A 26,851-nucleotide genomic window follows, 5' to 3' on the forward strand; every position below is an offset into this window, starting at 1 on the left:
GTTGTGGGGAGTTGTCCGGCCCGCCTAGCGCTCGGCGAGAAACTCCCCGTAAACCGTGGGGCTGCCCGGCGGCGACGGGGGGCGCTCGCTCCGCGGGCCTGCCCGTGGCCGGGGCTGAGGTTCGGCCTTCCAGAGGGGTTTCCAGCCGGCTTTGCCGTCTGGGGTCGAACCGGGTTCCCGGGCTGGCGTCAGGGGGTGACCGGGCGGCCGAGGAAGGCCAGGAGGCGGGTCTGTTCGTCGGCGCCCTGGGGGGCGGGGAGCTGCGGCGCCAGGCGGCCGGCCGTGCGCAGGTCGGCGGCGATCATGTGCGCGGTCGCGAACGCGTGGTGCACCAGGTCCGGGTCCAGCCGGGACGGCTGGCCCGTGGCGCGGGCCAGGTCCCAGGCGTGCACCAGCGGCTCCAGGATGTAGCCCTGCAGGTAGTCGCCCAGCGGCAGCCGCCCGAGCGCGCCGACCGGGACCGGGCGGCTCAGCCCCTCCGGGGTCAGCGCGGCGGCGGCCTCCTTGCGGGCCTCCCGCCACGCCGCCATCACGTCCCCGGGCACGAAGCGCGCCGGGTCGGTGCTGACGTCCGGCGCGGGCTCCCCGGTCGCCAGCGACCGGATCAGGTACTGCCCGCCGGTGACGTGCCCGGCGACGTCCCGCGCCGTCCAGCCGTCGCAGGGCGAGGGGGCGTCCCAGCCGTCCCCGGGGACGCCGGCCAGCAGACCTTCGAACAGGTCCAGTGCCCGGTGGTAACCGCTGAGGTTGTGAGCCATGGTGGTCAGTGACCCGCGATCGGACCCCGGTGTCAAGCGCTATCGCGAAGCTCGTCCGGACGCGGCGCGGGACGGCCCGGCGGGCGGCGCGGCCGCACCGCCCGCCGGACCGTCAGGCGGGTGCCGCGCCGCGCTCCCGGAGCATCGCGTTCATCTGCGTGATCTCCGAGAGCTGCCCGGCGACCATCGTCCGCGCCAGCCGCCGCACCTGGTCGCGGCCGGTCCGGTCGAGGACGGCGCGGGCCATGTCCACGCCGCCGCGGTGGTGCGCGATCATCAGCCGGAGGAACCGCACCTCGGCGTCCTTGCCGGACGCCTTGCGGAGCTCGGCGAGCTGCGCGTCGGTGGCCATCCCCGGCATGCGGGCGGCGCCGGGCGCGGTGGCCCGCGGCATGGCCATCCCGGCGTGGCCGGACATCCAGCGCATCGGGCCCGCCGGATCGGTCTTCGGCAGCCCCCACTGGTCGAGCCAGGCCGTCATCATGCCGATCTGCGCCGACTGGGTGTTGATGATGTCGTACGCCAGCAGCCGGACGGCGGGGTCGGACGTCCGGTCCCGGACGATGAACGACATCTCCACGGCCTGCGCGTGGTGGGCGCTCATGTCGCGGGCGAACCCGGCCTCGGGCCCGTCGGTGCCCGGCTCGCCGGACTTCCAGGCCGTCGTCCCGATCAGCGTCGCGGCGGCGAGCAGCACCAGGGCGGCGACGGCGATGGTGACGCGGCGGCCCCGGGACCGGGGGCCGTCGTTCTCGGTGCCGGTCACGGCGTGTCCTTGGCGCCGTCGCAGGCCGCGCCCGGCTCGGGGGTCTGCGGGCCCTTGACGTAGGCGCTCAGGAACCGGTCGACGCGCGCGTCCCCGGCGTCCTGGACCTTCAGCTGGTGGCCCCACGCGGTGAGCGCCACCGGCGCGTCCAGCGACGGGTACGGGCTCAGGAACGTGTAGTCGGTGCGCTCGACCTTGGCCTTGAGCGCGTCCAGCTGGGCCGCCGCCAGGCCGGGCCGGTAGGTGATCCAGACGGCGCCGTGCTCCAGGGAGTGGACGGCGTTCTCGTTGCGCAGCGGCTGGTCGTAGACGCGGCCGTCGCAGTTCTGCCAGACGGGGTCGTGGTCGCCGCCCATGGGCGGGTTCGCGTCGTACTTCACCGGGTCGCTGGTGTGGTTGCGGGTCAGGCCGTCCTTGACGACCACGCCCTTGATGGACGCGGTGTCGGCCGACGAGGGCCTCGACTGCAGGAAGGCGTAGCCGATGGCGGCGATCGCGATCACGCCGATCACGGTGAAGAAGGCGATGCCGCCCCACGGCACCTCACGTCGCGTCAGGGCGTTCTTCTTGCGGGCGTTCTTGTTCCGGGCGGTCTTGGACACGGAGCGGTCCTCTCAGGGGCTCTGCGGGCATACGGACATGGCGGCATCGCGCGGGCGCGGGCATGCGCGCCGGGGCGGTGCCGGTGGGCCTTACGGCCGGTCCGTCACAGCCGGAGAACCTGGAGGGACGCCAGGGAAACGGGCGAGGAGAAGCCGCCGGGCGGCGGTGCGGGCGCCCGGCCGCCGCGGGCGGGCAGGCGCAGCAGCGCCCGGCGGCCCGTGGCGAGCCCCAGCAGCATCAGGGCGAAGAGCACGGCCAGGCACAGGCATGCGTCCGCCGGAGCCAGCGGGGGCAGCCTCAGCGGCGCGCTGAGGGACGTCACGGAGGGTCCGGGATGTCCTGGTACCCCGTGCACGGGAGCGGTGTGGACGGCGGGCGCCTGCCCGGTGGGGGCGCGGCCGGCCGCCTCGGGCCCGCCGGGCTTCGCCGGGGCGTGGTGCAGCGCGGCGGCGACCTCGGCGGGCACGCTCATCCCGTTCTCGATGCACACGCGGTCGGGCAGGCCGTGCCCGAGTCCGTAGCTGAAGACGAGCCCGGCCACGACGAACAGCGCCACGAGCAGGCCCGCCTGCCCATGGCGCCGGCGGTGGGCCGTTCCGGACACCGTCACGCTCCTGATTCCGTCTTCCGGCCGGTAACAACGCGGCGGCGGGACGGAGGGTTCCCGACCCCGTCCCGGTCCCCGGGTGGAGACCGATACGCTCCTGGCATATCAGGCATACCGCGGCGGGTGGCTGGAGGACGAACCCTATGCGGCGATCAGGGGGTACGGAGGCCATTCTGCGACGTGATCTGACCGGGCGCCGCCTCGCGGCGGCGACCGCCCTGCAGGTCCTGGTGATGGGCGTGGTGATCGGGGCCTACGAGCTGGGCCGCCATTTCGCCGACGGCCGCCCGAGCGACGCGTTCGCGCACGCCCGATGGCTGTGGGATCTGGAGCGCACGCTCCACCTGCCGGACGAGGCGGCGTTCCAGAAATGGGCGCTCGGCTGGGACGGCTGGGTGCGCGCGGCGAACGAGTACTACGTCCGCGTGCACTTCCCGGCGATCCTGCTGTTCATGGCGTGGATGTGGTTCCGGCACCGGGAGGGCTGGCCGCGCGTCCGCGCCGTGATCGCGATCACGGCGGCCGCGGCCCTGGCGCTGCATTTCGCCTTCCCGCTGGCACCGCCCCGGATGCTGCCCGGCCACGGGTTCATCGACCTGATGAACGTGTACGGCCCCAGCTCCTACAGCTCCAAGCCAGGGGAGGGGATGGCCAACCAGTTCGCGGCCATGCCGTCGCTGCACGTCGGGTGGGCGCTGCTGGTCGCCTGGGGCGCGATCCGCTACGGCGGGGGCCGCTGGCGTTACATCCTGGCCCTCCACCCCGTCCTCACGTTCCTCATCGTGGTCGTCACCGCCAACCACTACTGGACGGACGGGATCGTCGGCTGCACGATCGTCGTCGTCACGCTGTGGGCGACGTCCAGGGTCCCGGCGCTGGCGGACCGGCCGCCCGAGCGGACGGGAGCGTCGCTGCGGCGAGATAGTGTCGGAGCGTGACCAGCAGGGCGGAACCGGGCCAGCCGGAGGGGCTGTTCGACGATCCGGCGGCCGAGGCGGAGGGCCGCTCCCCGGAGCGTGACCGCGGCGCGGCCGCGGCGCCCGCGACGGCGGCGGAGGCCGGGCGGCAGCCGCTCGCGGTGCGGATGCGCCCCCGCGCGCTGGACGAGGTCGTCGGCCAGGCCCACCTGCTCGGCCCCGGCACCCCGATCCGGCAGCTCGTCGACCGCGACGTCCCGATGTCGCTGGTGCTGTGGGGCCCGCCCGGCACGGGCAAGACCACCCTCGCCACGGTCGTGAGCCACGTCACCTCCCGCCGGTTCGTGGAGATCTCCGCGGTCAGCGACGGCGTGAAGCGGGTCCGCGCGGAGATCGACCTGGCCCGCCGCGAGCTCGGCATGACCGGGCGACAGACCGTCCTGTTCGTCGACGAGGTCCACCGCTTCAACAAGGCCCAGCAGGACGCGCTGCTCCCGGCCGTGGAGAACCGGTGGGTGTCGTTCATCGGCGCCACCACCGAGAACCCGTTCTTCTCCGTGATCAGCCCGCTGCTGTCGCGGTCGCTGCTGCTCACCCTGGAGCCGCTCGGCGAGGACGACCTGCGCGAGGTGATCCGCCGCGCCCTCGCCGACGAGCGCGGCCTGGACGGCGCCGTCGGCCTCGACCCCGCCGCCGAGGACCACCTGATCCGGCTGGCCGGCGGCGACGCCCGCCGCACCCTCACCTACCTGGAGGCCGCCGCCCTCGTCGTCGACGACGGCGCGGTGATCGACGCGGACGTGCTGGAGAAGGCCGTCGACCGGGCCGCCGTCCGCTACGACCGCGAGGGCGACCAGCACTACGACGTGATCAGCGCGTTCATCAAGAGCATCCGCGGCAGCGACGTCGACGCGGCGCTGCACTACCTCGCCCGGATGATCGAGGCCGGCGAGGACCCGCGGTTCATCGCGCGCCGCCTCATCGTGCACGCCAGCGAGGACGTCGGCATGGCCGACCCGACCGCGCTGCAGACGGCGGTCGCGGCGGCGCAGGCGGTGGAGTTCGTCGGGCTGCCCGAGGCCCGCATCAACCTCGCGCAGGCGGTTATCCACCTGTCCCTCGCGCCCAAGTCCAACGCGGTGATCATGGCGGTGGACGGCGCGCTCGGCGACGTCCGCAAGGGCCTGGCGGGGCCCGTCCCGGGCCATCTGCGGGACGCGCACTACAAGGGCGCCGCGAAGATCGGGCACGGGAAGGGCTACAAGTACGCCCACGACCATCCCGGCGGGGTCGTCCGGCAGCAGTACGCGCCCGACTCGGTGGACGGCCGCGAGTACTACCGGCCGACCCGGCACGGTGCCGAGTCCCGCTTCACCGAGGTCCTCACCCGGATCCGCTCGGTGCTGCGCGGCGCCCCGGACCGATGAAGATCGATCTTTCCGGCGCCGTGCTCCCGGCATCGGCGGCGAAGGCCCGCTACTCTGCCGGAAACGGCCCCGGGCGCGGCCCCGGCGGGCCGGCCGGACGGCCGGCGTCCGCCGCCGCACGGCCGTGACCGGCGCCCATGGCCCACGCCCGGCCCGGTAAGGTCTGTCAGGCCGTGCCCGGCCCGGGCCGGAACGACAGCGAACGGAAGCCCTCATGCTCACTGGTGGACAGCTGGCAGGTCTCATCGTGGCCGTGTTCTGGGCTGTGCTCGTCGCGTTCGTCGCGCTGACGCTGCTGCGGCTCGCCCGGCTGCTCGGCGAGGCCAGCAAGCTCGTGCGCGACCTCGGCGACCAGGCGGCCCCGCTGCTGGACGACATGACGACGACGGTGAAGCGCGCCAACGAGCAGCTCGGCCGCACCGACGTCATCACCAAGCAGGTCGCCGGCGTCACACAGAACGTCTCGGCCGTCACCACCGTGATGACCTCGGTGGTGGGCGGGCCGCTGGTGAAGGCGGCCGCCTTCTCCTACGGGGTGCGCAAGGCCCTGAGCAGCCGCGACGGGGAGGGCCGGTCCGGTGGGTCCGGCGCGTCCGGCCGCCCGCAGCTCCCGGCCCGCTCCTCGGGGAAGGGGCGCAGGTGAAGAGGCTCTTCTGGCTGTCGGTCGGCGCGGGCGCGGGCGTCTACGCGACCCACCGCGTCAAGCGCCGGGTCGAGCGGTTCGCGCGCAGCTGGTCCCCGGAGGGGGTCGCGGCGCGGGCGGTGTCGACCGGGCAGTCCGCCGGCGAGCGGCTGAGGCATTTCGCGGCGGACGTCCGTACCGAGATGCAGGCCCGCGAGGAGGAGCTGCGCGAGGCCGTCCGCATGGACCAGGCTCCGCCCGAGACCCCGGGGCCGCGGCCCCGCCGGGTGCTGCGGGCGCGTTACACGATCATCGACGACGAGAAGGATGGCCACTGATCATGGAGTCGGCAGAGGTGGCGCGCCGCTTCCTCAAGTTCTTCGAGGAGCGCGGGCACACGGTGGTGCCCTCCGCCAGCCTGGTCGCCGAGGACCCGACCCTGCTGCTGGTGAACGCCGGCATGGTCCCGTTCAAGCCGTACTTCCTCGGCCAGCGCACCCCGCCGTCGCAGCGGATGACCAGCGCGCAGAAGTGCGTCCGGACGCCCGACATCGACGAGGTCGGCAAGACCACCCGGCACGCCACGTTCTTCCAGATGCTGGGCAACTTCTCGATCGGGGACTACTTCAAGGAGCAGGCGATCCCGTTCGCCTGGGAGCTGCTGACCCGCTCCCGCGAGGACGGCGGGTTCGGCTTCCCCGAGGAGAAGCTCTGGGTCACCGTCTTCCACGACGACGACGAGGCCCGCGACCTGTGGCACAACAAGGTCGGCGTCCCCCTCGACCGCATCCAGAAGCGCGGCATGGAGGACAACTTCTGGTCGATGGGCGTCCCAGGCCCCTGCGGGCCCTGCTCGGAGATCTACTACGACCGCGGCCCCGAGTACGGGCGCGAGGGCGGCCCGGTCGCCGACGAGGACCGCTACCTCGAGGTGTGGAACCTCGTCTTCATGCAGTTCGAGCGGGGCCCCGGGAACAGCAAGACCGACTTCCCGATCCTCGGCGACCTGCCCGCCAAGAACATCGACACCGGCATGGGCCTGGAGCGCATGGCGGCGATCCTGCAGGGCGTCGACAACATCTACGAGACCGACACCCTGTGGCGGGTCCTGGACCGCGCCGCGAACCTGACCGACGCGACCTACGGCCGAGACCACCGCGCCGACGTGTCGCTGCGGGTCATCGCCGACCACGTCCGCAGCGGGACGATGATGGTCGCCGACGGCATCCGCCCCGGCAACGAGGGCCGCGGCTACGTGCTGCGCCGCATCCTGCGCCGCTCGATCCGCAACCTGCGGCTGCTCGGCGGCCAGGACGCCGGGCTGATGCACGAGCTGACCTCCGTCGCGATCGCCGCGATGGGCGAGCAGTACCCCGAGCTGGTCCGCACCGCCGCCAACATCCACACGGTCATCGACGCGGAGGAGGAGTCCTTCCTCCAGACGCTGCGCACCGGCACCGCGATCTTCGACACCGCGGTGGCGGAGACCCGGCGGTCGGGCGGCCGGACCCTGGCCGGCGACCAGGCGTTCAAGCTGCACGACACCTACGGCTTCCCGATCGACCTGACCCTCGAGATGGCCTCCGAGGCCGGGCTCCAGGTCGACGAGGACGGCTTCCGCCGGCTGATGAAGGAGCAGCGGGACCGCGCCAAGCAGGACGCCCGCGACAAGAAGACCGGCAACCTCGACGTCTCGGTGCTCGACGAGCTGCTCACCGGCGCGGGCGGCAAGGTCGACTTCATCGGCTACCACGACGTCACCGGCGACGCCCGGCTCGTCGGGCTGCTGGTCAACGGCGCGAACGCGCCCGCGGCGGGCGAGGGCACCGAGGTCGAGGTCGTCCTCGACCGCACCCCGTTCTACGCCGAGGGCGGCGGCCAGCTCGCCGACCAGGGCGTGATCCGGCTCGGCAACGGCGCGGTCATCGACGTGCACGACGTGCAGTCGCCGCTGGCCGGGCTGATCGTGCACCGCGGCCGGGTCCGCAGCGGCGAGGCGCAGGCCGGCGACTCCGCGCACGCCGAGATCGACCTGACCCGGCGCGCCGCGATCTCCCGCTCGCACACCGCGACCCACCTCGTGCACGCCGGGTTCCGCCGGGCGCTCGGCGAGTCCGCCGCGCAGGCCGGCTCGGAGAACTCGCCCGGCCGGTTCCGGTTCGACTTCACCGCCTCCGGCGCCGTCCCGCCGAGCGTGCTGCGCGACGTCGAGGACGAGGTCAACGAGGTCCTCATCGGCGACCTGGACGTGCGGGCGTTCCACACCTCGATCGACGAGGCCCGCGCCATGGGCGCGCTCGCGCTGTTCGGCGAGAAGTACGGCGACGAGGTCCGGGTCGTCGAGGTCGGCGACTACTCCCGCGAGCTGTGCGGCGGCACGCACGTCGCCCGGTCCGGGCAGCTCGGCCTGGTGAAGGTGCTGGGCGAGTCGTCCATCGGCGCGGGCGTCCGCCGTGTCGAGGCGCTCGTCGGCATCGACGCGTTCCGGTTCCTGGCCCGCGAGAGCGTGCTGGTGGCGCAGCTCGCCGAGCAGATGAAGGCGCGCAAGGAGGAGCTGCCCGAGCGCATCTCCGGCGTCGTCGGCCGCCTCCGCGAGGCGGAGAAGGAGCTGGAGAGGCTGCGCTCGCAGCAGATCCTCGCGGCCGCCGGATCCCTCGCCGACGGCGCGAAGGACGTGAACGGCACCGCGTTCGTGGGGCACCGCGCCCCCGACGGCACCGGCGCCGACGACCTGCGCAAGCTCGCCGTGGACGTCCGCGGCCGGCTGCAGGCCAGGCCCGCCGTCGTGATGGTCACGGGCGTCCCGAAGGACCGCCCCGTCGTGGTCGTCGCCGTCACCGAGGGCGCACGCGGGCGCGGCCTGAAGGCGGGCGCGCTCGTCGGCCTCGCGGCCAAGGCGCTCGGCGGCGGCGGAGGCGGCAAGGACGACCTCGCGCAGGGCGGCGGTGCGAACCCCGCCGCGATCGACGACGCGCTCGCCGCGGTCGAACGAGCCGTAGGGGCCGCGTGAGCCCCGCGGGCGGATTAAGGGACGGCGCGTCATGAGGTCCGTGAGGGACGCGGCGTCCCCCGTGGAGCGCCCCGCACCGCAGAGCGGAGCGGGGCGATGAGGCAGGGCGTGCGGCTCGGGGTGGACGTGGGCAGCGTCCGGGTCGGCGTCGCCCGGTGCGATCCGGGCGGGATCCTCGCCACGCCCCTGGAGACCGTGAAGAGCGGCAGGGGCGACGTCGACCGGCTCGTCGAGCTGGTGGCCGAGTACGAGGCGATCGAGGTGGTCGTCGGGCTGCCGACGTCGCTGTCGGGCCGCGAAGGCCCGGCGGCGCAGTCGGCGCGCAGGTTCGCCGCGCGGCTGGCGGACCGCCTTCCCCCGGAGGCGGTCCGGCTGTACGACGAGCGGCTCACCACCGTCACGGCCGAGAGCGGGCTGCGGGCGGGGGGAGTGCGCGGTCAGGCCCGCCGCAAGGTCGTCGATCAGGCCGCCGCCGCGGTCCTGCTTCAAGCGGCCCTGGACGGGGAACGGTTGACCGGGCGCCCCCCAGGCGAGATCGTCCGGGGGAGCTCATGAACGATTTGGACCTTTTCTCCGATCCGTACGGTGATCCGTACGAGGAGGGGCAGCCGCAGGAGCCGCCGAGCCGGCGGGACCAGCGGCGCGCCCGCAAGCGGCAGAAGCGGCGGCGCCGCAGCGGCCGCGCGGCGTTCCTGTTCGCGCTGGCCTTCATCGTCGCGGTGTTCGGCACCGCGGGGGTGTTCGGCGTCGCGATCCTGGACAACCGGCTTCACCCGCCGGACTACTCCGGTGCCGGTACGGGCAATGTCACGGTCCAGGTGAAGGACGGCGCGAGCGGCGCGGTGATCGCCACGACGCTCCAGGAGCACCGCGTGGTGAAGAGCACCCGCGCGTTCGTGAAGGTCTACAACGCCGAGTCGCGCGCCTCCAGCATCCAGCCGGGCTTCTACCAGATGCGCCTCCAGATGTCGTCGAAGGCGGCGATGGCGCTGCTGCTGGACCCGAAGTCGCGGTCCGGGAACCAGATCTCCATCCCGGAGGGCAAGCGCGCGATCGAGGTCTTCCAGCTGCTGTCGAAGAAGACCGGCATCCCCGTCCGGGACTTCCAGGCGGTCGCGAAGAACACCAACGGCCTCGGGCTGCCGTCGTACGCCGGCGGGAACCTCGAGGGCTTCCTGTACCCGGGCCGCTACGACCTCGACCCGAACGGGTCGGCGCGGAAGATCGTCCAGCAGATGGTCGACGCGTTCAACAAGGAGGCGAGCAGCTCCGACCTGGAGGGCAAGGCGAAGGAGGCGGGGCTCAGCCCGCTGAAGCTGCTGACGCTGGCCAGCCTCGCGCAGGCGGAGGGCGGCAAGCCGAGCGACCTGCCGAAGATCTCCCGGGTGATCTACAACCGGGTGAAGAACGGCATGGCGCTCCAGTTCGACACCACCGTCCTGTACGCGCTGAACAAGCGGACGCTGGACGTGCGGAACAGGGACCTCCAGGTCGATTCGCCGTACAACACCTACAAGCACAAGGGCCTGCCGCCGGGGCCGATCTGCAACCCCGGCCCGGACGCGATCGAGGCCGCGCTGGCTCCCGCGCCCGGGGACTGGCTGTACTTCGTGGCCACCGACCCCACCCACAAGGTCACGAAGTTCGCCAGCACCGACGCGGAGCGCCAGAGGCTGGAGCAGGAGTTCCGCGAGTGGCAGAAGAAGCACCCGAACGGCTGACGCGTGACGGATCGGAGCGGGCAGGTGGGTGACGTGCGGCGCGCCGCCGTGCTGGGATCGCCGATCGCGCATTCGCTGTCGCCGGTGCTGCACCGGGCGGCGTACGCGGCGATGGGCCTGGACGGCTGGCGCTACGACGCCGTCGAGTGCGGCGAGGACGGCCTCGCGCGGCTGCTGGACGGCCTCGGGCCGGAGTGGGCGGGCCTGTCGCTGACCATGCCGCTGAAGCGGGTCGCGCTGAAGCTCGCCGACTCGGTGTCGGAGCTGGCCGAACGCGTCGGCGGCGCCAACACGCTCGTCTTCCGGGACGGGCGCCGGCACGCCGACAACACCGACGTGTACGGCATCGTCACCGCGCTCGGCGAGGCGGGCCTCGGTTCGCCCGGGCCCGCCGTGGTGCTGGGCGGCGGCGCGACCGCCGCGTCGGCGCTGGCCGCGCTCGCCGAGCTGGGCTTGGACGAGGCCGTCCTCGCGGTCCGCGACCCGGGCCGGGCCTCGGAGGCGGCCGAGGTCGGCGAGCGCTGCGGGCTGGCGGTGCGGGTCGTCACCCTCGACCGGGTCGCCGACCACCTGCCCGCCGGGCTGGTGGTGTCGACCCTGCCGGGACGGGCCGCCGACACGTTCGCCGGGCCGGTCGCCGCGTCCGGCGCCGCGCTGTTCGACGTGGTGTACGCGCCGTGGCCCACGGCGCTCGCCGCGGCCGTGGAGCGCGCGGGCGGCACGGTCGTCGGCGGCTTCGAGATGCTGCTGCACCAGGCCGTCCGGCAGGTCGAGCTGATGACCGGGCGCGACGGCGTTCCGGTGGCGGCGATGCGCGCGGCCGGCGAGGCGGAGCTGGCCCGCCGCGCCGCGGCCTCCGCGGGCTGACGCCCCTCCGGCCGAGACGAAGGGCGCGGGTCAGGCCGCGCGGGTCAGGCCGCGCGGGTCGGCTCGCGCAGGTCAGGGGGCCGCCGGGGGCGGGCCGCGCGGCGTCCGCCGCCGCTTGAGCGACTCGTCCACGCTGGCGAGCACGATCGGCACGATCACGCTCAGCCAGAAGTCGCGCCACCCCCAGGCGCCTAGCGCGACGCCGAACGCGCTGGACACGCAGACGAAGCCGAGCACCAGCCTCGACCAGTGCCGCCGCACCAGCGCCACCGGCTCGGCGAACCGGCGGTGCGGGAGCAGCGCCGCCACCGGGCGCTCGCGCGCGTGGGCGCGCTGCACGACCGTCGCGTCCGGGAACCAGTGCAGCACGTCCGCGCCTCCGGCGAGCGGGACACGGGTTAGCGCGATCAGCGTCTCCAGCCGCCACCACAGCGTCCACAGCGACGTGCGGCCGCCGCCCGGCGGCCCGTTGCGGCGGGGATCGGTGACCTCGCCGCGCGCCAGCGTCCGGAACGCGCGGGCGACCGTCGGCCCGTGCGGGCCGCGCGGGTCCCGCAGCAGCGCCGTCAGCGCGATCGGCAGGCCGTAGTGCCACAGGGCCAGCCGCCACACCGGCCGCGACCCGAGGCCGTGCGGGGACACCTCGTAGGTCTCGATCCAGGTGTGGTCGTCGTCGGGGTCGAGGTGGGCGAGCAGCCAGTCGTAGGCGTCGAGCAGCCGCTCGGTCCGCAGGCCCGGCCGCGCCTCCGCCAGCGTCACCAGGACGAACGCGGTGTGCGTCACGGTCGGCGCGGCCGCCGGCACCGGTCCCCACGCGGGCCGGTACGCGGTCCGGTCGGCGGTCAGCCACTCCACGCCCCGGTCCACCGCCGCGTCGTACGGGTTGAGCTGGGAGAGCGCGCGCAGCGCCAGGCACGTCTGCCACACCCGGGACGCGGAGCCGTACAGCGAGCCCCAGCCTCCGTCGGGGTTCTGGTTGCGCAGCAGCCACCGGTACGCGCGCCGCAGGTCCGGGGCGTCCTCGCGCAGGTCGCAGCGGGCGCGGGCGAGGAACCGGGCGATCCACCCGGTCGCCTCGACCACGGGCATGCCGAGGCTCGTGCCGGTCGCCCACCCGCCGTCGCGCAGCGCGTCGGAGGAGGCGGCCTGACGTTCGGCGAGGAACGCCAGGCCCTCGTCGAAGTGCTCGAACGGGCGGCCCGCCTCCACGAACGCCAGCAGCCCGAGCGCCGTCGCGGTCGTCCCGGGCTCGGGCCGGGCCAGCTCGTGGTACCAGCCGCCGCCGCTGCCGGGGGCGGGCGCGTAGGTGTCGCGCAGGACGTCCAGGGACTCGTCGAGGCGGGCTTCGAGCACCGCCATGTCGATGACGGGAGCGGCGCGGGCGCCGGAGGACGCGGTGGCGGGAGGGGCGGCGCGGGGCGCGGGTGCGGGGGGCTGTGGGGTCTGGTTCACGGTGTTGCCTTCTCTCCCCGTATGTGCCCGTTCGGCCATGTTTTGTACCCCTCGGGTGCCGGGTCTGTGGCCGTGGCCGCACAGATCGCCGGCGCGGCCCCGCGGGCACGCTGGAAGCGTCCGCCCGTGCGTCCCGTGTGCTTGGAGGAGGCGTTGGCCGAGCCGTCGGCCCAGCCCGGCCGCGAGTGCGTGCTGTGCCCGCCCCTCCGGTTCCGGATCAACGCCATGGCCGACCTGCCCGGCGAGGCGTCCGTCCTCGCCGGGGACCGCGACTTCCTGCTGATGCCGGACGTCGCGCCGCTCGCCGACGGGCACCTCCTCCTCGTCACGCGCGAGCACCGCCAGTGCGCGGGCGACTTCGACGAGCGGCTGTGGGACGGCGCTCTGCGCTGGCGCGACCGCGTCGCCCGCCTCTACCGGCACGCCTACGGGGCCGGCGACCTGCTGCTCTTCGAGCACGGGCCCGCGCGGTCACAGGGCGGCGGCGCGTGCATCGACCACGCGCACTGGCACTTCCTGCCGGGGACGCCCGGCGTCCGCGCCGTGGTGGAAGAGCAGGGCCTGCCGGGCGCCCCCGCCGGACACGCGGCGCTCCGGGCCCGCTTCCGCACCGGGCGCTCCTACCTGCTCATCGACGAGCGCGGCACGGCGACCGTCCACCCCGGCGACGGAGTGCGCGGCCAGTTCCTGCGCTGGGCCGTCGCCGCCGCCCTGGAAGGCGGACCCGCGCGTGAGACGGCCCTGGCTGGCGGGACGTGGCGCTGGCAGCAGACGTTCGGGCTCCCCGAAAGCCGGCGGCGCTTCCTGCGGACCCTGCGGACGTTGCGGCCCGCGGCCTCCGCCCTCGACGGCCCGTCCCCGCGCGATCACCGCGACGACAGCCACCAGTAGAGCTCGCACGCCGCCAGCCGATCACCGAACCCCGCGCGCGCGTCCCCGTCGCGGTACCCGGTCCCGTACTCCATCGACAGCCCTTCCCGCTGGTAGGCCAGCACCCGCTCCAGCAGCGTCGGGCCGAAGCGCAGCAACCACAGAGGCCGTCCCGCGACCGCGCCGTCGAGCGCGCGCGTCAGCGCCCGCACCTCGTCCGCCCCGGCGGGGACACCACGGCCGAGCAGCCGCGCCAGTGTCGGTGCCTCCGCGAACACCACGTCCGCCGTCGACAGGACCGGCAGCACGTCCGCCGCCGCAAGCCGCGCGTCGATGTCATGCGGGACCAGATCGAACGCCACCGCGGTGCCCGCCGCGCGCGCCGTCTCCGCAGCCGCGCGCAGCGCCGCCCGCGACACCGGCGACAGCAGCGAGTACCCGTCCAGGACCAGCACGTCCGCCCGGCGGATCGCGCCCGCGGCCGAGCGGACCTCCGACTCGGTCAGCCGGCGGCCCGGCGCGTCCTGCTCGGCGACCAGCAGCCGCACCCCCGGCCCGCCGCCGGCCGGCCGGTCGCGCACCATCACCGTCACCCCGTTCGGCGCGCCCGGCTCGACCCGCAGCCGGTCCCGGGCGCCGATCCGGCGCAGCTCCCGCCGGATCACCGGCGTGAACTCGTCGTCGCCGACCTTCGCCAGCACGCTCACCCGGCGGAAGCGGGCCACCGCGCACCGGGCCAGGTTCACCGCCGTCCCCGCGACCAGAGCGCGCGCGGGCCCGTAGCAGAGCCGGTCGGCGGTCACCTCCCCGAAGCGGACGTCGAGCGTCGCCCGCACCTCGATCCGCACGTCGCCGATGACGAACAGGGAGAAGCGGCGCCTGCCCGCCCCGTCCAGGCGGGGCGGGTGCACGGGGGAGCGGCCGGCGCCGCCCGTTCCCGCGTCCGCGTCCATCCGGCCGTCAGCGGGCGAGCGGCAGGAACGCCCGCACCACCGGGCGCAGGCTCGGGATCAACGGGTAGGAGCACACCTCGTCCAGCGGCACCCAGGCGCATCCGTCCAGGTGGTCGCTCTCGTCCTGGTTGCCGAACGCGACGTCGAGCGTCAGCGGGCGGCAGCGGCGGGCCGCCGCGACCACCCGGACCCTCCCGCCCGCCGCGTCCGGGGACCGGTCCTCCATGAACCACTGCCACAGGTGGAACGGCGGCCCCGGCTCGATCTTCAGGCCGACCTCCTCCCACACCTCCCGCCGGATGTGGTCGTCGAGGTCCAGGTCGCCCCCGACGTCCAGCCGACCGCCGGGCACCTCCCAGCGGCCGGGCTGGAATGGGTCGGACGCCGCCTTGCGCACCATCAGCAGCCGCCCCCCGGCCGTGATGAACGCCTTCTGCGCGAACTGCAGGCGGACCGGCGGCGAGGCGGTGCGGGGGCCGGGGGAACCGGTCTCGACTGAGGGCATCACGGGAATACCTCTCTGGCACCGGCCCCACCGGGCCGTCCTGGCACCACGGTAACAACGCGGGCGTCCCGGGCGAGGGGCCCGCCCGGCCAGATGACCCTCACCTCCACGTGGGAAAAGGCGGCCGGACCGGGATCGGCGACCGGTCCGCGCGCGGCGGGCGTCCCGCCCCCGGGAATGCGGAGGCGGCCCGCCGGGTTACTACGAGCGGCGTACCCCGCGGTGGACGCGGATCCCGCGGGGCGCGCACGCGCCTCGCAGGTGGTAGTGTTGGTGGCCGACCGGCCCTGTGCACGCGACCGACGAGGTCGTGCGCGCCGGGCGCTCAAGCGGAGGCCACCTCCCACCTGACCGGCCGTGCGGCCGGTGGGTATCGGTCCGGCGAACGGGCGCGGCGCGCTCGTCCCGCCGTCGTCCCCGGACGGTTCCACCGTCCAGGGCGACCGAAGGTGGCCCCGCACGTGAGTCGTGCGGGGCTTTTCGCGTGAGAGCCTCGGGGTACGACCGGTCCCAGAACTTGAGAACGGCCCCAAGGAGGTCCCATCAGCGCCGAACCGCGTATCAACGACCGCATTCGCGTGCCCGAGGTCCGGCTCGTCGGCCCGAACGGCGAACAGGTGGGCATCGTGCCCATCGCCAAGGCCCTTGAACTCGCGCGTGAGTCGGACCTCGACCTGGTCGAGGTGGCGCCCACCGCGCGCCCGCCCGTCGCCAAGCTCATGGACTACGGCAAGTTCAAGTACGAGTCCGCGATGAAGGCGCGTGAGGCGCGGAAGAACCAGGCGCACACGATCATCAAGGAGATCAAGCTCCGCCCGAAGATCGACCCGCACGACTACGAGACCAAGAAGGGTCACGTGGTGCGGTTCCTGAAGGCCGGGGACAAGGTGAAGGTCACGATCATGTTCCGTGGTCGTGAGCAGTCCCGCCCGGAGCTCGGTTTCCGGCTGCTGCAGCGGCTGGCCGACGACGTCGAGGAGCTCGGCTTCGTCGAGTCGCGGCCCAAGCAGGACGGCCGAAACATGATCATGGTGCTCGGTCCGCACAAGAAGAAGGCGGAGGCCAAGGCGGAGCGCGCCGCGAGCCGCGAGCAGGACGCGGCGACCGGCCCGGCCTGACCGGCCGCCGACCGCGCGAGCGAGACGCCGGCCGCGAAGGCGGTCACGGCGCCCGGTCGTGAACGCTCGACCGCGGCGCCCCGCTTGGTGCTGCCCGCCGCACGGCAGGGCGCACCGGGGGCGGTGCCCGAACGACCAAGGTGCCGGACCGGCCGGGACGCCGGTCCGGCCGCAACGCCCGCGGCCCGCGAGGGCCGCCTGGCCCCCGCCGCGGCGGGGGCCCGTCCGCGGCCTCGTGGCTTCCGCGGGGTCGTTACGCACGTACATTGAAGCCTGACCTGGCGCGTCGCACGCGTCCGAACGCGGCGTGCCGATCAGGTGCGCTCCCGTGCCGCCGCACGGGGGCCCGGGAACGAGGGAGACGACGGCGACCATGCCGAAGACCAAGACCCACAGCGGTGCCAAGAAGCGCTTCAAGCTGACCGGCTCCGGCAAGGTGATGCGCCGCCGCGCCAACAAGAACCACCTGCTCGAGCACAAGCCCACCAAGCGGACGCGCCGCCTGTCCGGCCCGGCCGTGGTGGCCGACGCCGACGCCAAGAACATCAAGAAGCTGCTGCGCAAGTAGCACCGACCGGCAACATCGACGACCGGCCGGCGCCAGGACGGCTCCGGCCCCCACGAAGGAGTTCAGCACGTGGCACGCGTGAAGCGGGCGGTCAACGCCGCCAAGAAGCGTCGGGTCGTTCTGGAGCGGTCGAGCGGCTACCGCGGCCAGCGTTCGCGGCTGTACCGCAAGGCCAAGGAGCAGCAGCTCCACTCGATGACCTACGCCTTCCGGGACCGCAAGGACCGCAAGGGCCAGTTCCGCCGTCTGTGGATCCAGCGGATCAACGCCGCGGCCCGCGCCAACGGCATCACCTACAACCGGTTCATCCAGGGCCTGAAGGCCGCCGAGGTCGAGGTCGACCGGCGCATGCTGGCCGAGCTCGCCGTGAACGACGCCCCCGCGTTCGCCGCCCTGGTCAAGGTGGCCAAGGACGCGCTCCCGGCGGAGGCCGCCTGAGCCGGGCGACCTGGCGACGGGCGAGTACGGCGACATGGCGGGCCGCGAGCTGACCTCTATCCGATCACCACGGGTGAAGGCCGCTCGCCGGCTCGCCAAACGCGCCTTCCGGCGCCGTGAGGGGCGGTTCCTCGCCGAGGGGCCGCAGGCGGTGCGGGAGGCGCTGGAGATCCCCGGCGGGCTGGCCGAGCTGTTCACCACGGCCGAGGCCGAGACCCGCCATCCCGAGCTGGTCGGCGCCGCCGAGCGCGCCGGGGTCCCGGTGCTGCGGGTCAGCGGCGAGATCATGGCCGAGCTGGCGCAGACCGTCACCCCGCAGGGGCTGCTGGCGGTCTGCGAGTTCGTGGACGTCCCGCTGGCCGGCGCGCTCGAGGCCGGACCGCGGCTGGTGACCGTCCTCGCGCACGTCCGCGACCCCGGCAACGCCGGGACGGTGTTGCGCACCGCCGACGCGGCGGGGTCGGAGACGGTGGTGTTCACCGACGCGTCCGTCGACCCCTACAACGGCAAGTGCGTGCGCGCCTCGGCGGGCAGCCTGTTCCATCTTCCGGTCGTGGTCGGCCCGCGCTTCGACACCCTCATCCCCGAGCTGAAGCGGGCGGGGCTGACGGTGCTGGCCGCCGACGGCGCGGGCGACCGGACCCTGGACGACGCCATCGACCAGGGGCTGCTGGCACGGCCCACCGCCTGGGTGTTCGGCAACGAGGCGTGGGGCCTGCCCGAGGAGATCCTCCGGCACGTGGACGAGGTCGTCCGGGTGCCGATCTACGGCCGGGCCGAGAGCCTCAACCTGGCGACGGCCGCGGCCGTCTGCCTGTACGCCTCGGCGCGGGCGCAGCGCCGGGCCTGAGACGGCCGCGCGCCCGGTGCGGCGCGGCACCCGGCAGGCCCGTGACGTTTCTCGGGCACGGGCGAACGGGCGGTCACGTAGGAGCGGCCGCGAAGGTTCAATGCGTTCCGTGGCCGGTTGGCCGCAAGCGGTCGCATTCGAGGCCGTTTCGTGGCATGTGAGCTGCGAAGATGGTCTTCCCGCGGACGGAGGGGCAGGGGGCCCGCCGACGCGGGGAACTCATTCCCAGGTAGGAGCGGGATACCGGTCCGGCGGTGGATTCCACCGCTCCGGCCCGCTGCCTACGGTGTTGACCAGGGGCGTTGACCAGGGCGGCAAGGGAGCCGCACGAAGTGGGGGCGAACGTGATGACCGAGGAGACCAGGCCGGCGAGACGGCCGGGCCGTCGCGCGCCGGAGATCCGGTGCCGGACGGGCGCCGGCCAGGCCGAGCCCCGCGCCTCCGCGGCGCCCGGCACGTTCTCGCCGGGGGCCGGGACCCTCGGCGCGGCGGCGCCCGACGTGGCCGCCGCGTGGACGTCCGGCCCGGTGGCCGGCCTGGAGATCGAGGTGGCCGAGCGGCGGCCGGGGACCGCCGTCGTCACGGTGACCGGCGAGATCGACCTGCACACCGCGGACGGCCTGCGGGCCCGGCTGGTCAAGGCGCACGGCGCGGGGGCGCGCCGGCTGGTGCTGGACTTCGCCGCCGTCCCGTTCTGCGACGCCGCGGGCCTCGGCGCGCTGGTCGGCGCGCACAACGAGATCTCCGCCACCGGCGGCGAGATCGTGCTGGCCGGCGTCCGGCCCGCCCAGCTGCGGCTGCTGCGGATCACCGGCCTGCACCGGCTGTTCACGGTCCACACGGACGTGGCGGGCGCGCTCGCGGGCCAGGGCTCGCCGACCGGCTCCCGCTGAGCACCGGCACGAACGAGACCGTCGAAGCACGTCGGAGCGGACCGGGCACGCCCGGTCACGAGCATGATCGGGCGCGGCCCGAGACGGTCTCGCGGCCCCGGTCGCGCAGGTCAGGGTCGGGGCCGTGTCGATCATGCTCTCCGCGGCGCGTGCCGCCCCGCCCGGAGCCGGTCCGGGGACGCCCGCCCGGGACCTGCCCGGCGGCTACAAATGCCTTGCCGCTAGGCGTTCTCCGGGTCCCGCAAGGGCCCCGACTGCGGATAGAGTCTCTTCTCGACAGGCCGCGCTCTACCGGTGTTCTGGAGGCCGCTGTGGGCGGAGAGGAACCCCCCGGCGTGGCCGCGCGCGCTCTCTTCGAGCCCGGCCAGGTGGACGACCTGCCGGACGGGCTGCTGGTCGCCGACCGCGACGCCCGCGTCGTGGTGTTCAACGCCGCCGCCGAGCGGATGACCGGGATCGCCGCCGCGGCCGCGCTGGGCCGCGATTTCCGCGACGTCCTGCCGCTGCACGACGCCGAAGGCCGCGACTGGTGGAAGTGCCTGTCGCCCTACGACGGCCTCGCGACCCGCACCCGGCACCCCGAGCGGGCGCTGTTCCTGGCCGGCGGCACCGAGCTGCTGGTGACCGCCGGGTACCGGCGCGGCGAGGGCGGCCGCGTCGAGCGGTTCACCGTCTGCCTGCGCGACGCGCAGCACCGCGCCCGCCAGGAGCGCGACCGCGCCGACCTCGTGTCGACCGTCGCGCACGAGCTGCGCTCCCCGCTGACCAGCGTCAAGGGCTTCACCGCGACGCTGCTGGCCAAGTGGCACCGCTTCAACGACGACCAGAAGCGGGTCATGCTGGAGACCGTCAACGCCGACGCCGACCGCGTCACCCGGCTGATCACCGAGCTGCTGGACGTGTCCCGGATCGAGGCGGGCCGGCTGGAGATGCGCCGCCAGGTCGTCGACCTGCCCGAGGAGGTCCGCAAGGTCATCGCGGGCCGGGTCGCCGCCGGCGACGCCGAGGACCGGTTCCGGTTCGAGGTCCGCGGGGAACTGCCCGAGATGTGGCTTGATCCCGACAAGATGGACCAGATCCTGGGCAACCTGGTGGAAAACGCGGTGCGGCACGGCGCCGGGACCGTCACCATCGTGGTAGAGCCGGACGCGCATAAGGAGGGGGCCGCCGTGTCGGTGCGCGACGAGGGCGAGGGCATACCGCCCGAGGCCGTCCAGCGCGTCTTCCGGCAGTTCTGGCGCGGCCCGGGCGGCAACCGGCGCGGCGGCACCGGCCTCGGCCTGTACATCGTGAAGGGCCTGGTCGAGGCGCACGGCGGCGCGATCACCGTGCGGCGGGCGCCCGGCGGCGGCGCCGAGTTCCGATTTACCGTGCCCGCCGGGGCCCCCGACCACGCGAGCTGAGCCCGTCCCGGGCGCGGCCCGCGGCAGCGGAAGGGCTCCGGGCGGGCCGCGCGTCACGCGCACGCTTTCCGGATCCTCACCGCCCGCGCACTAGACTGCGGGCGTCCCACGCCGACCGGAGTCGATCACACCACCATGTCTGCACCCAACAAGTCCTATGACCCCGTCGAGGTCTCCGCGCTGCAGCCCGAGCAGCTGGACCGGGCCCGCGACGAGGCGCTCGCGGCGATCGCCGCGGCCGCCGACCTCGACGCACTCAAGCAGGTCCGCCTGGCGCACGCCGGCGACCGTTCCCCGCTGGCCCTCGCCAACCGCGAGATAGGCGCGCTGCCGCCGGCGGCGCGCGCCGACGCGGGCAAGCGCATCGGCGCCGCCCGCGGCGCGGTGTCCAAGGCGCTGAAGGAGCGCCAGGCCGTCCTGGAGGAGGAGCGCGACCAGCGGGTCCTCGTCGAGGAGACCGTCGACGTCACGCTGCCCTGGGACCGCGCGCCGCGCGGCGCCCGGCACCCGCTGACCACCATGCAGGAGCGGATGGCCGACGTCTTCGTCGCGATGGGCTTCGAGGTCTCCGAGGGCCCCGAGGTCGAGGCGGAGTGGTTCAACTTCGACGCCCTGAACTTCCTGCCCGACCACCCGGCCCGCACCATGCAGGACACCTTCTTCGTGGAGTCGGAGGAGTCCGGGCTGGTGATGCGCACGCACACCTCGCCGATGCAGATCAGGTCGCTGCTGTCGCGGCCGCTGCCGGTGTACGTGGTCGCGCCGGGCCGCACGTTCCGCACCGACGAGCTGGACGCCACGCACAGCCCGGTGTTCCACCAGCTGGAGGGCCTCGCCGTCGACGAGGGCCTGACGATGGCGGACCTGCGCGGCGGCATCGACGCGTTCGTCACCGGCATGTTCGGCGCGGGGCTGAAGACCCGGTTCCGGCCGTCGTACTTCCCGTTCACCGAGCCGTCGGCGGAGGTGGACATGCAGTGCTTCGTGTGCCGCGGCGCGTCCGCCGAGCCGGGCGGCGAACCGTGCCGCACCTGCGGCTCGGAGGGCTGGATCGAGCTGGGCGGCTGCGGCATGGTCAACCCGCGGGTGCTGGTGGCCTGCGGCGTCGACCCGGACCGCTACAGCGGCTGGGCGTTCGGGCTGGGCGTCGAGCGGACGCTGATGTTCCGGCACGGCGTGGAGGACATGTACGACATGGTGGAGGGCGACGTCCGGTTCACCCTCCCGTTCGGGATGGAGATCTGATGCGGGCCCCGCTTTCCTGGGTGCGCGAGCACGTCGAGCTGCCGGCCGGCGTGACCGGCCGGGACCTGGCCGCCCGGCTGATCGCGGCGGGCCTGGAGGTCGAGACGGTCGAGCAGGCCGGCGCCGACATCTCCGGCACGCTCGTGGTCGGCGAGGTCCTCGAGTTCGAGGAGCTGACCGGCTTCAAGAAGCCGATCCGCTACTGCCGGGTCGACGTCGGCGACGCCAACGGCACCGGCGAGCCGCAGAACATCATCTGCGGCGCGACGAACTTCGAGGCCGGCGACCGGGTCGTGGTGATCCTGCCCGGCGGCGTGCTGCCCGGCGGCTTCCAGATCGGCGCCCGCAAGACCTACGGCAAGATGTCCGAGGGCATGATCTGCTCGGTCACCGAGCTCGGCATCGGCGACGACCACAGCGGCATCCTCGTGCTGCCGCCGGACGCGCCCGTCGGCGCCGACGCCGTCGAGCTGCTCGGCATCCGCGACGAGGTCCTCGACATCGCCGTCACCCCGGACCGCAGCTACGCGCTGTCCATCCGCGGCATCGCCCGGGAGGCCGCGATCGCCTACGACGTCCCGTTCAAGGACCCGGCGGACATGGAGCTGCCCGCCAAGAACGGCGAGGCGTACCCGGCGACGATCGGCGACCCGACCGCGTGCGACCGGATCGTCCTGCGGGAGGTGCGCGGCTTCGACCCGGACGCGCGGACCCCGATGTGGATGCAGGTCCGCCTGCACCGCGCGGGGATGCGGCCGGTGTCGCTGGCGGTCGACATCGTGAACTACCTGATGCTGGAGCTCGGGCAGCCGCTGCACACGTTCGACCGCGTGAAGCTCACCGGCCCGATCGTGGTGCGGCGCGCCGAGAAGGGCGAGAGCCTGGAGACCCTCGACCACGTCAAGCGCAAGCTGGACCCCGAGGACATCCTCATCACCGACGAGTCGGGCCCGATCTCGATGGCCGGGACGATGGGCGGTCTCGCGACGGAGATCGACGACCGGTCGACCGACATCGTCATCGAGGCCGCGCACTTCGACGCGATCGGCACCGCCCGGATGAGCCGCCGCCACAAGCTGCACAGCGAGGCGTCGTACCGGTTCGAGCGCGGCGTCGACCGCGAGCTGCCGCTGTACGCCTCGTACCGCGCGGCGCGGATGCTGGCGGAGCTGGGCGGCGCGGAGATCGCGCCGGGCGTCACGCACGCCGAGGCCCCGGTCGAGCGGGTCACGATCACGATGCCGGCGGGGCACCCCGACCGGGTCGCGGGCGTGACCTACGGGCGGGACACGGTCGTGCGGCGGCTGGAGCAGGTCGGCTGCGCCGTCGAGGGCTCCGGTCCCGGCGAGGGCCACGTCCTCATGGTGGCGCCGCCGTCGTGGCGGCCCGACCTGACCGACCCGAACGACCTCGCCGAGGAGGTCATCCGCCTCGAGGGCTACGAGGACATCCCGGCGCGCGCGCCGCGCCCGTCGGCCGGGCGCGGCCTGACGATCCAGCAGCGGCTGCGCCGCCGGGTCGGCCGCGTGCTCGCCGGCGCGGGTTACGTCGAGGTGCTGGCGTTCCCGTTCGTCTCCGCGAAGGACTGGGACGACCTGCAGCTGCCCGCCGACGACGCGCGCCGGCGAGCGCTGCGGCTGGCGAACCCGCTGTCGGAGCAGGAGCCGCTGCTGCGCACCACGCTGCTGCCGGGCCTGCTGCGGACGCTGGCGCACAACGTCGGACGCGGGTTCCCCGACACGGCGCTGTTCGAGCTGGGCGTGGTGTTCCGGCCTCGTCCGGACGCGCCGGAGCGGGCGCCGCGCCTCGCGGTGGACCGCGGCCCGACGGCCGAGGAGGTCGCGTCCGTCGAGGCGGCGCTGCCCGACCAGCCGCACCGGGTGGCGGTCGTGCTGTCCGGCGACCGCGAGCCCTCGGGCTGGTGGGGCGGCGGGCGCCCGGCGATCTGGGCGGACGCGGTGCAGGCCGCGCGGCTGGTGGCGGCCGAGGTCGGCGTGGAGCTGACGGTGAAGGCCGACCGGCACGCGCCCTGGCACCCGGGCCGCTGCGCCGCGCTGTACGCGGGGGACGAGCTCGTCGGGCACGCCGGTGAGCTGCACCCGCGCGTCACCAAGGCGTACGGCCTGCCGGCGCGCTCCTGCGCGATGGAGCTGGAGCTGCGCCGCCTCGGCGAGCCGGTGGAGGTGCGCGCGCCGCACGTGTCGACCTACCCGGTCGCCACGCAGGACGTCGCGCTCGTGGTCGACTCCGCCGTGCCCGCCGCGGAGGTGGAGGCGGCGCTGCGCGACGGCGCGGGCGAGCTGCTGGAGGCCATCCGGCTGTTCGACGTCTACACCGGCGAGCAGGTGGGGGAGGGCCGCAAGTCCCTGGCCTACTCGCTGCGGTTCCGCGCGCCGGACCGCACCCTCACCGCCGAGGAGGCGTCGCAGGCCCGGGACGCCGCGGTCGCCGTCGCGGCCGACCGCACCGGCGCCGTGCTGCGCGGCGCCTGATCCGAGGCGCCTGATCCGCGGGGACGTGCCCTGGGCCTGCCGCAGGCCCGGGGCACGCCTGTGTTCAGTCGGCGTGGCCGAGGCTTCCGTCGCGGCGGCCCGCGGAGACGAGCCGCTCCATCGACAGCGCCGCGACCACGTACCAGCCGGCCCCGACGAGCGCTTCGGCGCCGAGCAGCCGCAGGACGTGCCAGGGCGGCGCGCCGTCCAGGATCCCGCGCACCGCCTGGAGCCCGTGCACGACCGGCAGCACGTTCACCGCGATCCGCAGCGGCGCGGGCCAGACGGCGACGGGGACGTTCACGCCGCCGAACGTCATGACGATCCCGTAGGCGAGGTTCAGCACGAGCCACTCGACGCCGCGCGTCCGCAGCGCGACGCCCGCCAGCGCGCACCCGTAGCCATAGCTGCTGGCGAGGATGAGCACGATGACCGGTGCCGCGTACGCGGCGCGCGGCCACGGCAGCGGCGCGCCCAGCAGCGGCGGCAGCGCGCACCAGGCGACGAGCGAGCTGGTCAGGCCGGTGGCCGTCCACTGCAGGCCGCGTCCCAGGTACACCGGCAGGTGCCCGGACGGCGTGATGGCCAGCAGCGGCAGCGTCCCGATCCGGCGCTCGCCCGCCAGCGAGATCACGACGATGGTGGCCTCCATGCAGGCCAGCACCACGATGTTGCCGACGAGCACGTACCGCATGGTGGCGTCGTCGCCGACGTAGCGGCCGAGCAGGGCGTAGAAGGCGGCCTGGCACAGCAGCCGGACGAGCCAGCCGAACGTCCACGTCCGCCACGTGTAGACGGCCCTCATCTCGGCGAATCCGAGGATCAGCGATTCGCGCACGATGCGGAGCGTGGCCCTCATGAGAAATCCACCGTCCCCTCGCGCCGCATACGGTCGACGTACCGCCGCGTCAGCCACAGGCCGGCGGCCATCGACGCCGCGCTCAGGCCGAGGACCGCCAGGACCGCCAGGACCACCCAGGGCCGGTCGCGGGTGTCGCCGTGGACCGCGCCGCGCAGCAGGTCCGCGCTCCACGACAGGAACACGACCCGGCTGAACGGGTGCAGCCAGCCCGGCAGCGCCGCGACCGGCACGAGGATCCCGCCCAGGATGTAGAAGGGATAGCCCAGGGAGTTCTGCAGGACGTCCCGTGCGCGCGACACGACGAACACGGCGGACAGCAGCGTCGCCGTCCCGATCGTCGCGAGGCAGGTGACCGCGACCGCGACCGCGAACGTCCCGGGCTCGGCGACCGTCAGCCGGCGGCCGAACCCGAGGGCGGCGACCAGCCAGGACTCGGCGAACGCGGCGCTGCCCACCAGCACCACCGTCGCGACCCGCCCGGCGACCACCAGGCCCAACGGGACCGGCGCCGCGACCAGCGCGGGGAACCGGCCGGCCCAGCGGTCCTCGGTGACGATGCGGCCGGCGTAGTCGAGGGAGGCGACCCACAGCCCGATGAGCCCGGGCGCCAGGACGGCGTTCGCGACGACGTCCGCGCGGTGCGCGGTCAGCGTCAGCGCGAGCATCGTCGTCGTCTGCATCGGGGCGATGAGCAGCACGAGCGCGTGCTCCGGGCTGCGCCGCGACAGCGCGGCCTGCAGCCGCACCGCGTGCCAGACCAGCCGCGCCGCGGGCCACATGGCACGGACCGCGCTCATACCCGCATCCCCCGGTCGCCGACCGCCCGCAGGTACACCTCTTCGAGGGTCGGCCGGCCACGCCGCGCGGTGAGGACGTCGCGGTCGATGAGCCAGGCGAGGACGCGGCGGGTGGCGTCCCGGTCGGCGGTGTGGACGCGCCGCGCCCCGCCGTCCCGCCGCTCGACCCCGGTCACCCCGGGCAGCAGCTCCAGCGGCCCGGTGAGGGCGGGGTCGGGGTCGTCGAAGTCGACGCACTCGCCGTCGCCGAGGAACCGCCCGGCGCGGGCCGGGTCGCCGGTCAGCAGCATCCGGCCGCGGTCGATGAGCGTCACCCGGTCGCAGATCGCCGCCGCCTCGTCCATGTCGTGGGTGGCCAGCAGGAACGTGCGGCCCTCCGCGCGCAGGTCGAGGACGAGCCCGCGGAACGCGGCGGCCGCGGCGGGGTCGAGGCCGGACGTCGGCTCGTCCAGGAACAGCAGGCGCGGCTCGTGCAGCAGCCCGCGGGCGAGGTGCAGCCGCTGCCGCATGCCGCGCGAGAAGCCCTCGACGGGGTCGCCGGCCCGGTCGCCGAGCCCGACGCGTTCCAGCAGCGCGTCCGCGCGGGCGCGGGCCGTCCGGCCGTCGAGCCGGTACAGCGCGCCCCAGAACAGCAGGTTCCGGCGGGCGGTCAGCCGGTCGTACAGGCCGCGGTCGCCGCCGAGGACGAGCCCGACGAGCGACCGGACGGCCCCGGCGTCGGCGACGACGTCGCGGCCGAGGACGCGGGCCGTCCCGGCGGACGGCAGCAGCACGGTGGAGAGGATCTTGACGAGGGTGGTCTTGCCGGCGCCGTTCGGCCCGAGCAGCCCGTGGATCTCGTTCTGCGCGACGGTGAGGGTCAGCTCGTCCAGGGCGACCACGGTGGTGCGGCGTCTGCGCGTGTAGGTGCGGCGCAGCCCGCGGGTGTGCACGGCGGGTTCCATGGCTTCGACCGTCGCCGTAAGGCACGGCCCCGGGCCATAAGGGCGCGGCTCAGATCCGGCGGGCGCCGTCCTAGGCCGTGTCTCGAAGTCGGGTGTGTGACGGTGTGTCGTGATCTCTAAGTAGAGAGGTCTCCGGTAGATGGGTTCATCGACGAAGAAGAAC

The 26,851-nt window shown here is 74.5% G+C and carries 27 protein-coding genes; 17 read left to right on the forward strand and 10 right to left on the reverse strand.

The genetic code is table 11. From position 1 onward, the window contains the following. Window positions 1–188: 188 nt before the first annotated feature. The 4 genes from ABT299_RS46675 to ABT299_RS46690 form a co-directional block, all read right to left on the reverse strand. Window positions 189–758: a TIGR03086 family metal-binding protein gene (locus tag ABT299_RS46675; protein ID WP_500254740.1), complete on the reverse strand. Its 570-nt coding sequence runs from the start codon at window positions 756–758 to the stop codon at window positions 189–191. A gap of 112 nt (window positions 759–870) precedes the next feature. Next, window positions 871–1,524, reverse strand: a complete 654-nt coding sequence (locus ABT299_RS46680) for a DUF305 domain-containing protein (RefSeq protein WP_500254741.1) — start codon at window positions 1,522–1,524, stop codon at window positions 871–873. Next, window positions 1,521–2,126, reverse strand: coding sequence for a thioredoxin-like domain-containing protein (locus ABT299_RS46685; protein WP_500254742.1), 606 nt, complete (start codon window positions 2,124–2,126; stop codon window positions 1,521–1,523). The genes ABT299_RS46680 and ABT299_RS46685 overlap by 4 nt, the downstream gene beginning before the upstream one ends. 104 nt (window positions 2,127–2,230) lie before the next feature. Then, window positions 2,231–2,731, reverse strand: a complete 501-nt coding sequence (locus ABT299_RS46690) for a hypothetical protein (protein WP_387030513.1) — start codon at window positions 2,729–2,731, stop codon at window positions 2,231–2,233. 146 nt (window positions 2,732–2,877) lie between these two features. Between ABT299_RS46690 and ABT299_RS46695 the strand changes: the two genes are divergently transcribed. The 8 genes from ABT299_RS46695 to ABT299_RS46730 all read left to right on the forward strand — a co-directional run bounded on the left by ABT299_RS46695 (window position 2,878) and on the right by ABT299_RS46730 (window position 11,298). After that, a complete protein-coding gene (locus ABT299_RS46695) occupies window positions 2,878–3,672 on the forward strand; it encodes a phosphatase PAP2 family protein (RefSeq protein WP_500254743.1) in 795 nt (264 codons plus the stop codon). A 146-nt stretch (window positions 3,673–3,818) separates the two neighbouring features. Continuing rightward, window positions 3,819–5,078: a replication-associated recombination protein A gene (locus tag ABT299_RS46700; RefSeq protein WP_500254752.1), complete on the forward strand. Its 1,260-nt coding sequence runs from the start codon at window positions 3,819–3,821 to the stop codon at window positions 5,076–5,078. A gap of 214 nt (window positions 5,079–5,292) precedes the next feature. Next, complete coding sequence (locus tag ABT299_RS46705; protein WP_190856567.1) at window positions 5,293–5,721, forward strand: DUF948 domain-containing protein; 429 nt, start codon at window positions 5,293–5,295, stop codon at window positions 5,719–5,721. Next, complete coding sequence (locus tag ABT299_RS46710; RefSeq protein ID WP_190856568.1) at window positions 5,718–6,038, forward strand: hypothetical protein; 321 nt, start codon at window positions 5,718–5,720, stop codon at window positions 6,036–6,038. Before ABT299_RS46705 ends, ABT299_RS46710 begins: the two co-directional genes overlap by 4 nt. Window positions 6,039–6,040: 2 nt before the next feature. Continuing rightward, window positions 6,041–8,710, forward strand: a complete 2,670-nt coding sequence (alaS, locus tag ABT299_RS46715; protein WP_387030506.1) for an alanine--tRNA ligase — start codon at window positions 6,041–6,043, stop codon at window positions 8,708–8,710. Window positions 8,711–8,806: 96 nt separating this feature from the next. Beyond that, entirely contained in the window at window positions 8,807–9,265 is a 459-nt protein-coding gene (gene ruvX / locus ABT299_RS46720; protein ID WP_190856570.1) for a Holliday junction resolvase RuvX, read from the forward strand. Beyond that, window positions 9,262–10,431, forward strand: coding sequence for an endolytic transglycosylase MltG (gene mltG / locus ABT299_RS46725; protein ID WP_190856571.1), 1,170 nt, complete (start codon window positions 9,262–9,264; stop codon window positions 10,429–10,431). Before ruvX ends, mltG begins: the two co-directional genes overlap by 4 nt. 24 nt (window positions 10,432–10,455) lie before the next feature. Continuing rightward, window positions 10,456–11,298: a shikimate dehydrogenase gene (locus ABT299_RS46730; RefSeq protein WP_500254744.1), complete on the forward strand. Its 843-nt coding sequence runs from the start codon at window positions 10,456–10,458 to the stop codon at window positions 11,296–11,298. Window positions 11,299–11,370: 72 nt separating this feature from the next. On the opposite strand, the gene ABT299_RS46735 is transcribed toward ABT299_RS46730, so the two are convergent. Next, entirely contained in the window at window positions 11,371–12,750 is a 1,380-nt protein-coding gene (locus tag ABT299_RS46735) for a prenyltransferase/squalene oxidase repeat-containing protein (protein ID WP_387030502.1), read from the reverse strand. 153 nt (window positions 12,751–12,903) lie between these two features. Here ABT299_RS46735 and ABT299_RS46740 point away from each other — a divergent pair, with 153 nt between their 5' ends. Further along, complete coding sequence (locus ABT299_RS46740) at window positions 12,904–13,641, forward strand: HIT family protein (protein ID WP_500254745.1); 738 nt, start codon at window positions 12,904–12,906, stop codon at window positions 13,639–13,641. Here the strand turns inward: ABT299_RS46740 and ABT299_RS46745 are convergent. Together ABT299_RS46745 and ABT299_RS46750 are read right to left on the reverse strand one after the other, a co-directional pair. Beyond that, entirely contained in the window at window positions 13,617–14,573 is a 957-nt protein-coding gene (locus tag ABT299_RS46745; protein WP_500254746.1) for a PfkB family carbohydrate kinase, read from the reverse strand. The two genes, ABT299_RS46740 and ABT299_RS46745, sit on opposite strands and share 25 nt — an antisense overlap. Before the next feature lie 7 nt (window positions 14,574–14,580). After that, window positions 14,581–15,078: an NUDIX hydrolase gene (locus tag ABT299_RS46750; RefSeq protein ID WP_433235438.1), complete on the reverse strand. Its 498-nt coding sequence runs from the start codon at window positions 15,076–15,078 to the stop codon at window positions 14,581–14,583. A 560-nt stretch (window positions 15,079–15,638) separates the two neighbouring features. Here ABT299_RS46750 and infC point away from each other — a divergent pair. The 8 genes from infC to pheT all read left to right on the forward strand — a co-directional run bounded on the left by infC (window position 15,639) and on the right by pheT (window position 24,085). Next, complete coding sequence (gene infC, locus ABT299_RS46755) at window positions 15,639–16,196, forward strand: translation initiation factor IF-3 (protein WP_281382898.1); 558 nt, start codon at window positions 15,639–15,641, stop codon at window positions 16,194–16,196. 373 nt (window positions 16,197–16,569) lie between these two features. Next, window positions 16,570–16,764, forward strand: a complete 195-nt coding sequence (gene rpmI / locus ABT299_RS46760; protein WP_067468638.1) for a 50S ribosomal protein L35 — start codon at window positions 16,570–16,572, stop codon at window positions 16,762–16,764. A 69-nt stretch (window positions 16,765–16,833) separates the two neighbouring features. Then, window positions 16,834–17,202: a 50S ribosomal protein L20 gene (gene rplT / locus ABT299_RS46765; RefSeq protein WP_151544049.1), complete on the forward strand. Its 369-nt coding sequence runs from the start codon at window positions 16,834–16,836 to the stop codon at window positions 17,200–17,202. A gap of 34 nt (window positions 17,203–17,236) precedes the next feature. Further along, the gene (locus tag ABT299_RS46770) at window positions 17,237–18,052 is read left to right on the forward strand and encodes a TrmH family RNA methyltransferase (protein WP_387030492.1); all 816 of its coding nucleotides are present in this window, start codon (window positions 17,237–17,239) and stop codon (window positions 18,050–18,052) included. A 332-nt stretch (window positions 18,053–18,384) separates the two neighbouring features. Beyond that, window positions 18,385–18,945 (forward strand): STAS domain-containing protein, encoded by a 561-nt coding sequence (locus ABT299_RS46775; protein ID WP_500254747.1) that lies wholly within the window; start codon window positions 18,385–18,387, stop codon window positions 18,943–18,945. A gap of 335 nt (window positions 18,946–19,280) precedes the next feature. Beyond that, on the forward strand, window positions 19,281–20,348 hold the full coding sequence (locus ABT299_RS46780) for a sensor histidine kinase (RefSeq protein WP_347256682.1): 1,068 nt from the start codon (window positions 19,281–19,283) through the stop codon (window positions 20,346–20,348). A 135-nt stretch (window positions 20,349–20,483) separates the two neighbouring features. Then, a complete protein-coding gene (pheS, locus tag ABT299_RS46785; RefSeq protein ID WP_190856579.1) occupies window positions 20,484–21,593 on the forward strand; it encodes a phenylalanine--tRNA ligase subunit alpha in 1,110 nt (369 codons plus the stop codon). Beyond that, window positions 21,593–24,085, forward strand: coding sequence for a phenylalanine--tRNA ligase subunit beta (gene pheT / locus ABT299_RS46790; protein ID WP_500254748.1), 2,493 nt, complete (start codon window positions 21,593–21,595; stop codon window positions 24,083–24,085). The genes pheS and pheT overlap by 1 nt, the downstream gene beginning before the upstream one ends. Window positions 24,086–24,149: 64 nt before the next feature. On the opposite strand, the gene ABT299_RS46795 is transcribed toward pheT, so the two are convergent. The 3 genes from ABT299_RS46795 to ABT299_RS46805 are packed head-to-tail and all read right to left on the reverse strand — an operon-like array spanning window position 24,150 to window position 26,688. After that, complete coding sequence (locus tag ABT299_RS46795) at window positions 24,150–24,944, reverse strand: hypothetical protein (protein WP_500254749.1); 795 nt, start codon at window positions 24,942–24,944, stop codon at window positions 24,150–24,152. Then, a complete protein-coding gene (locus ABT299_RS46800) occupies window positions 24,941–25,744 on the reverse strand; it encodes an ABC transporter permease (RefSeq protein WP_500254750.1) in 804 nt (267 codons plus the stop codon). Before ABT299_RS46800 ends, ABT299_RS46795 begins: the two co-directional genes overlap by 4 nt. Continuing rightward, window positions 25,741–26,688 carry an ABC transporter ATP-binding protein gene (locus ABT299_RS46805; RefSeq protein WP_500254751.1) on the reverse strand — a complete coding sequence of 316 codons (948 nt, stop codon included), beginning with the start codon at window positions 26,686–26,688 and terminating at the stop codon, window positions 25,741–25,743. Before ABT299_RS46805 ends, ABT299_RS46800 begins: the two co-directional genes overlap by 4 nt. Window positions 26,689–26,851 lie beyond the last annotated feature (163 nt).

The organism is Spirillospora sp. NPDC000708 (assembly GCF_040299565.1).
Lineage (GTDB): Bacteria > Actinomycetota > Actinomycetes > Streptosporangiales > Streptosporangiaceae > Spirillospora.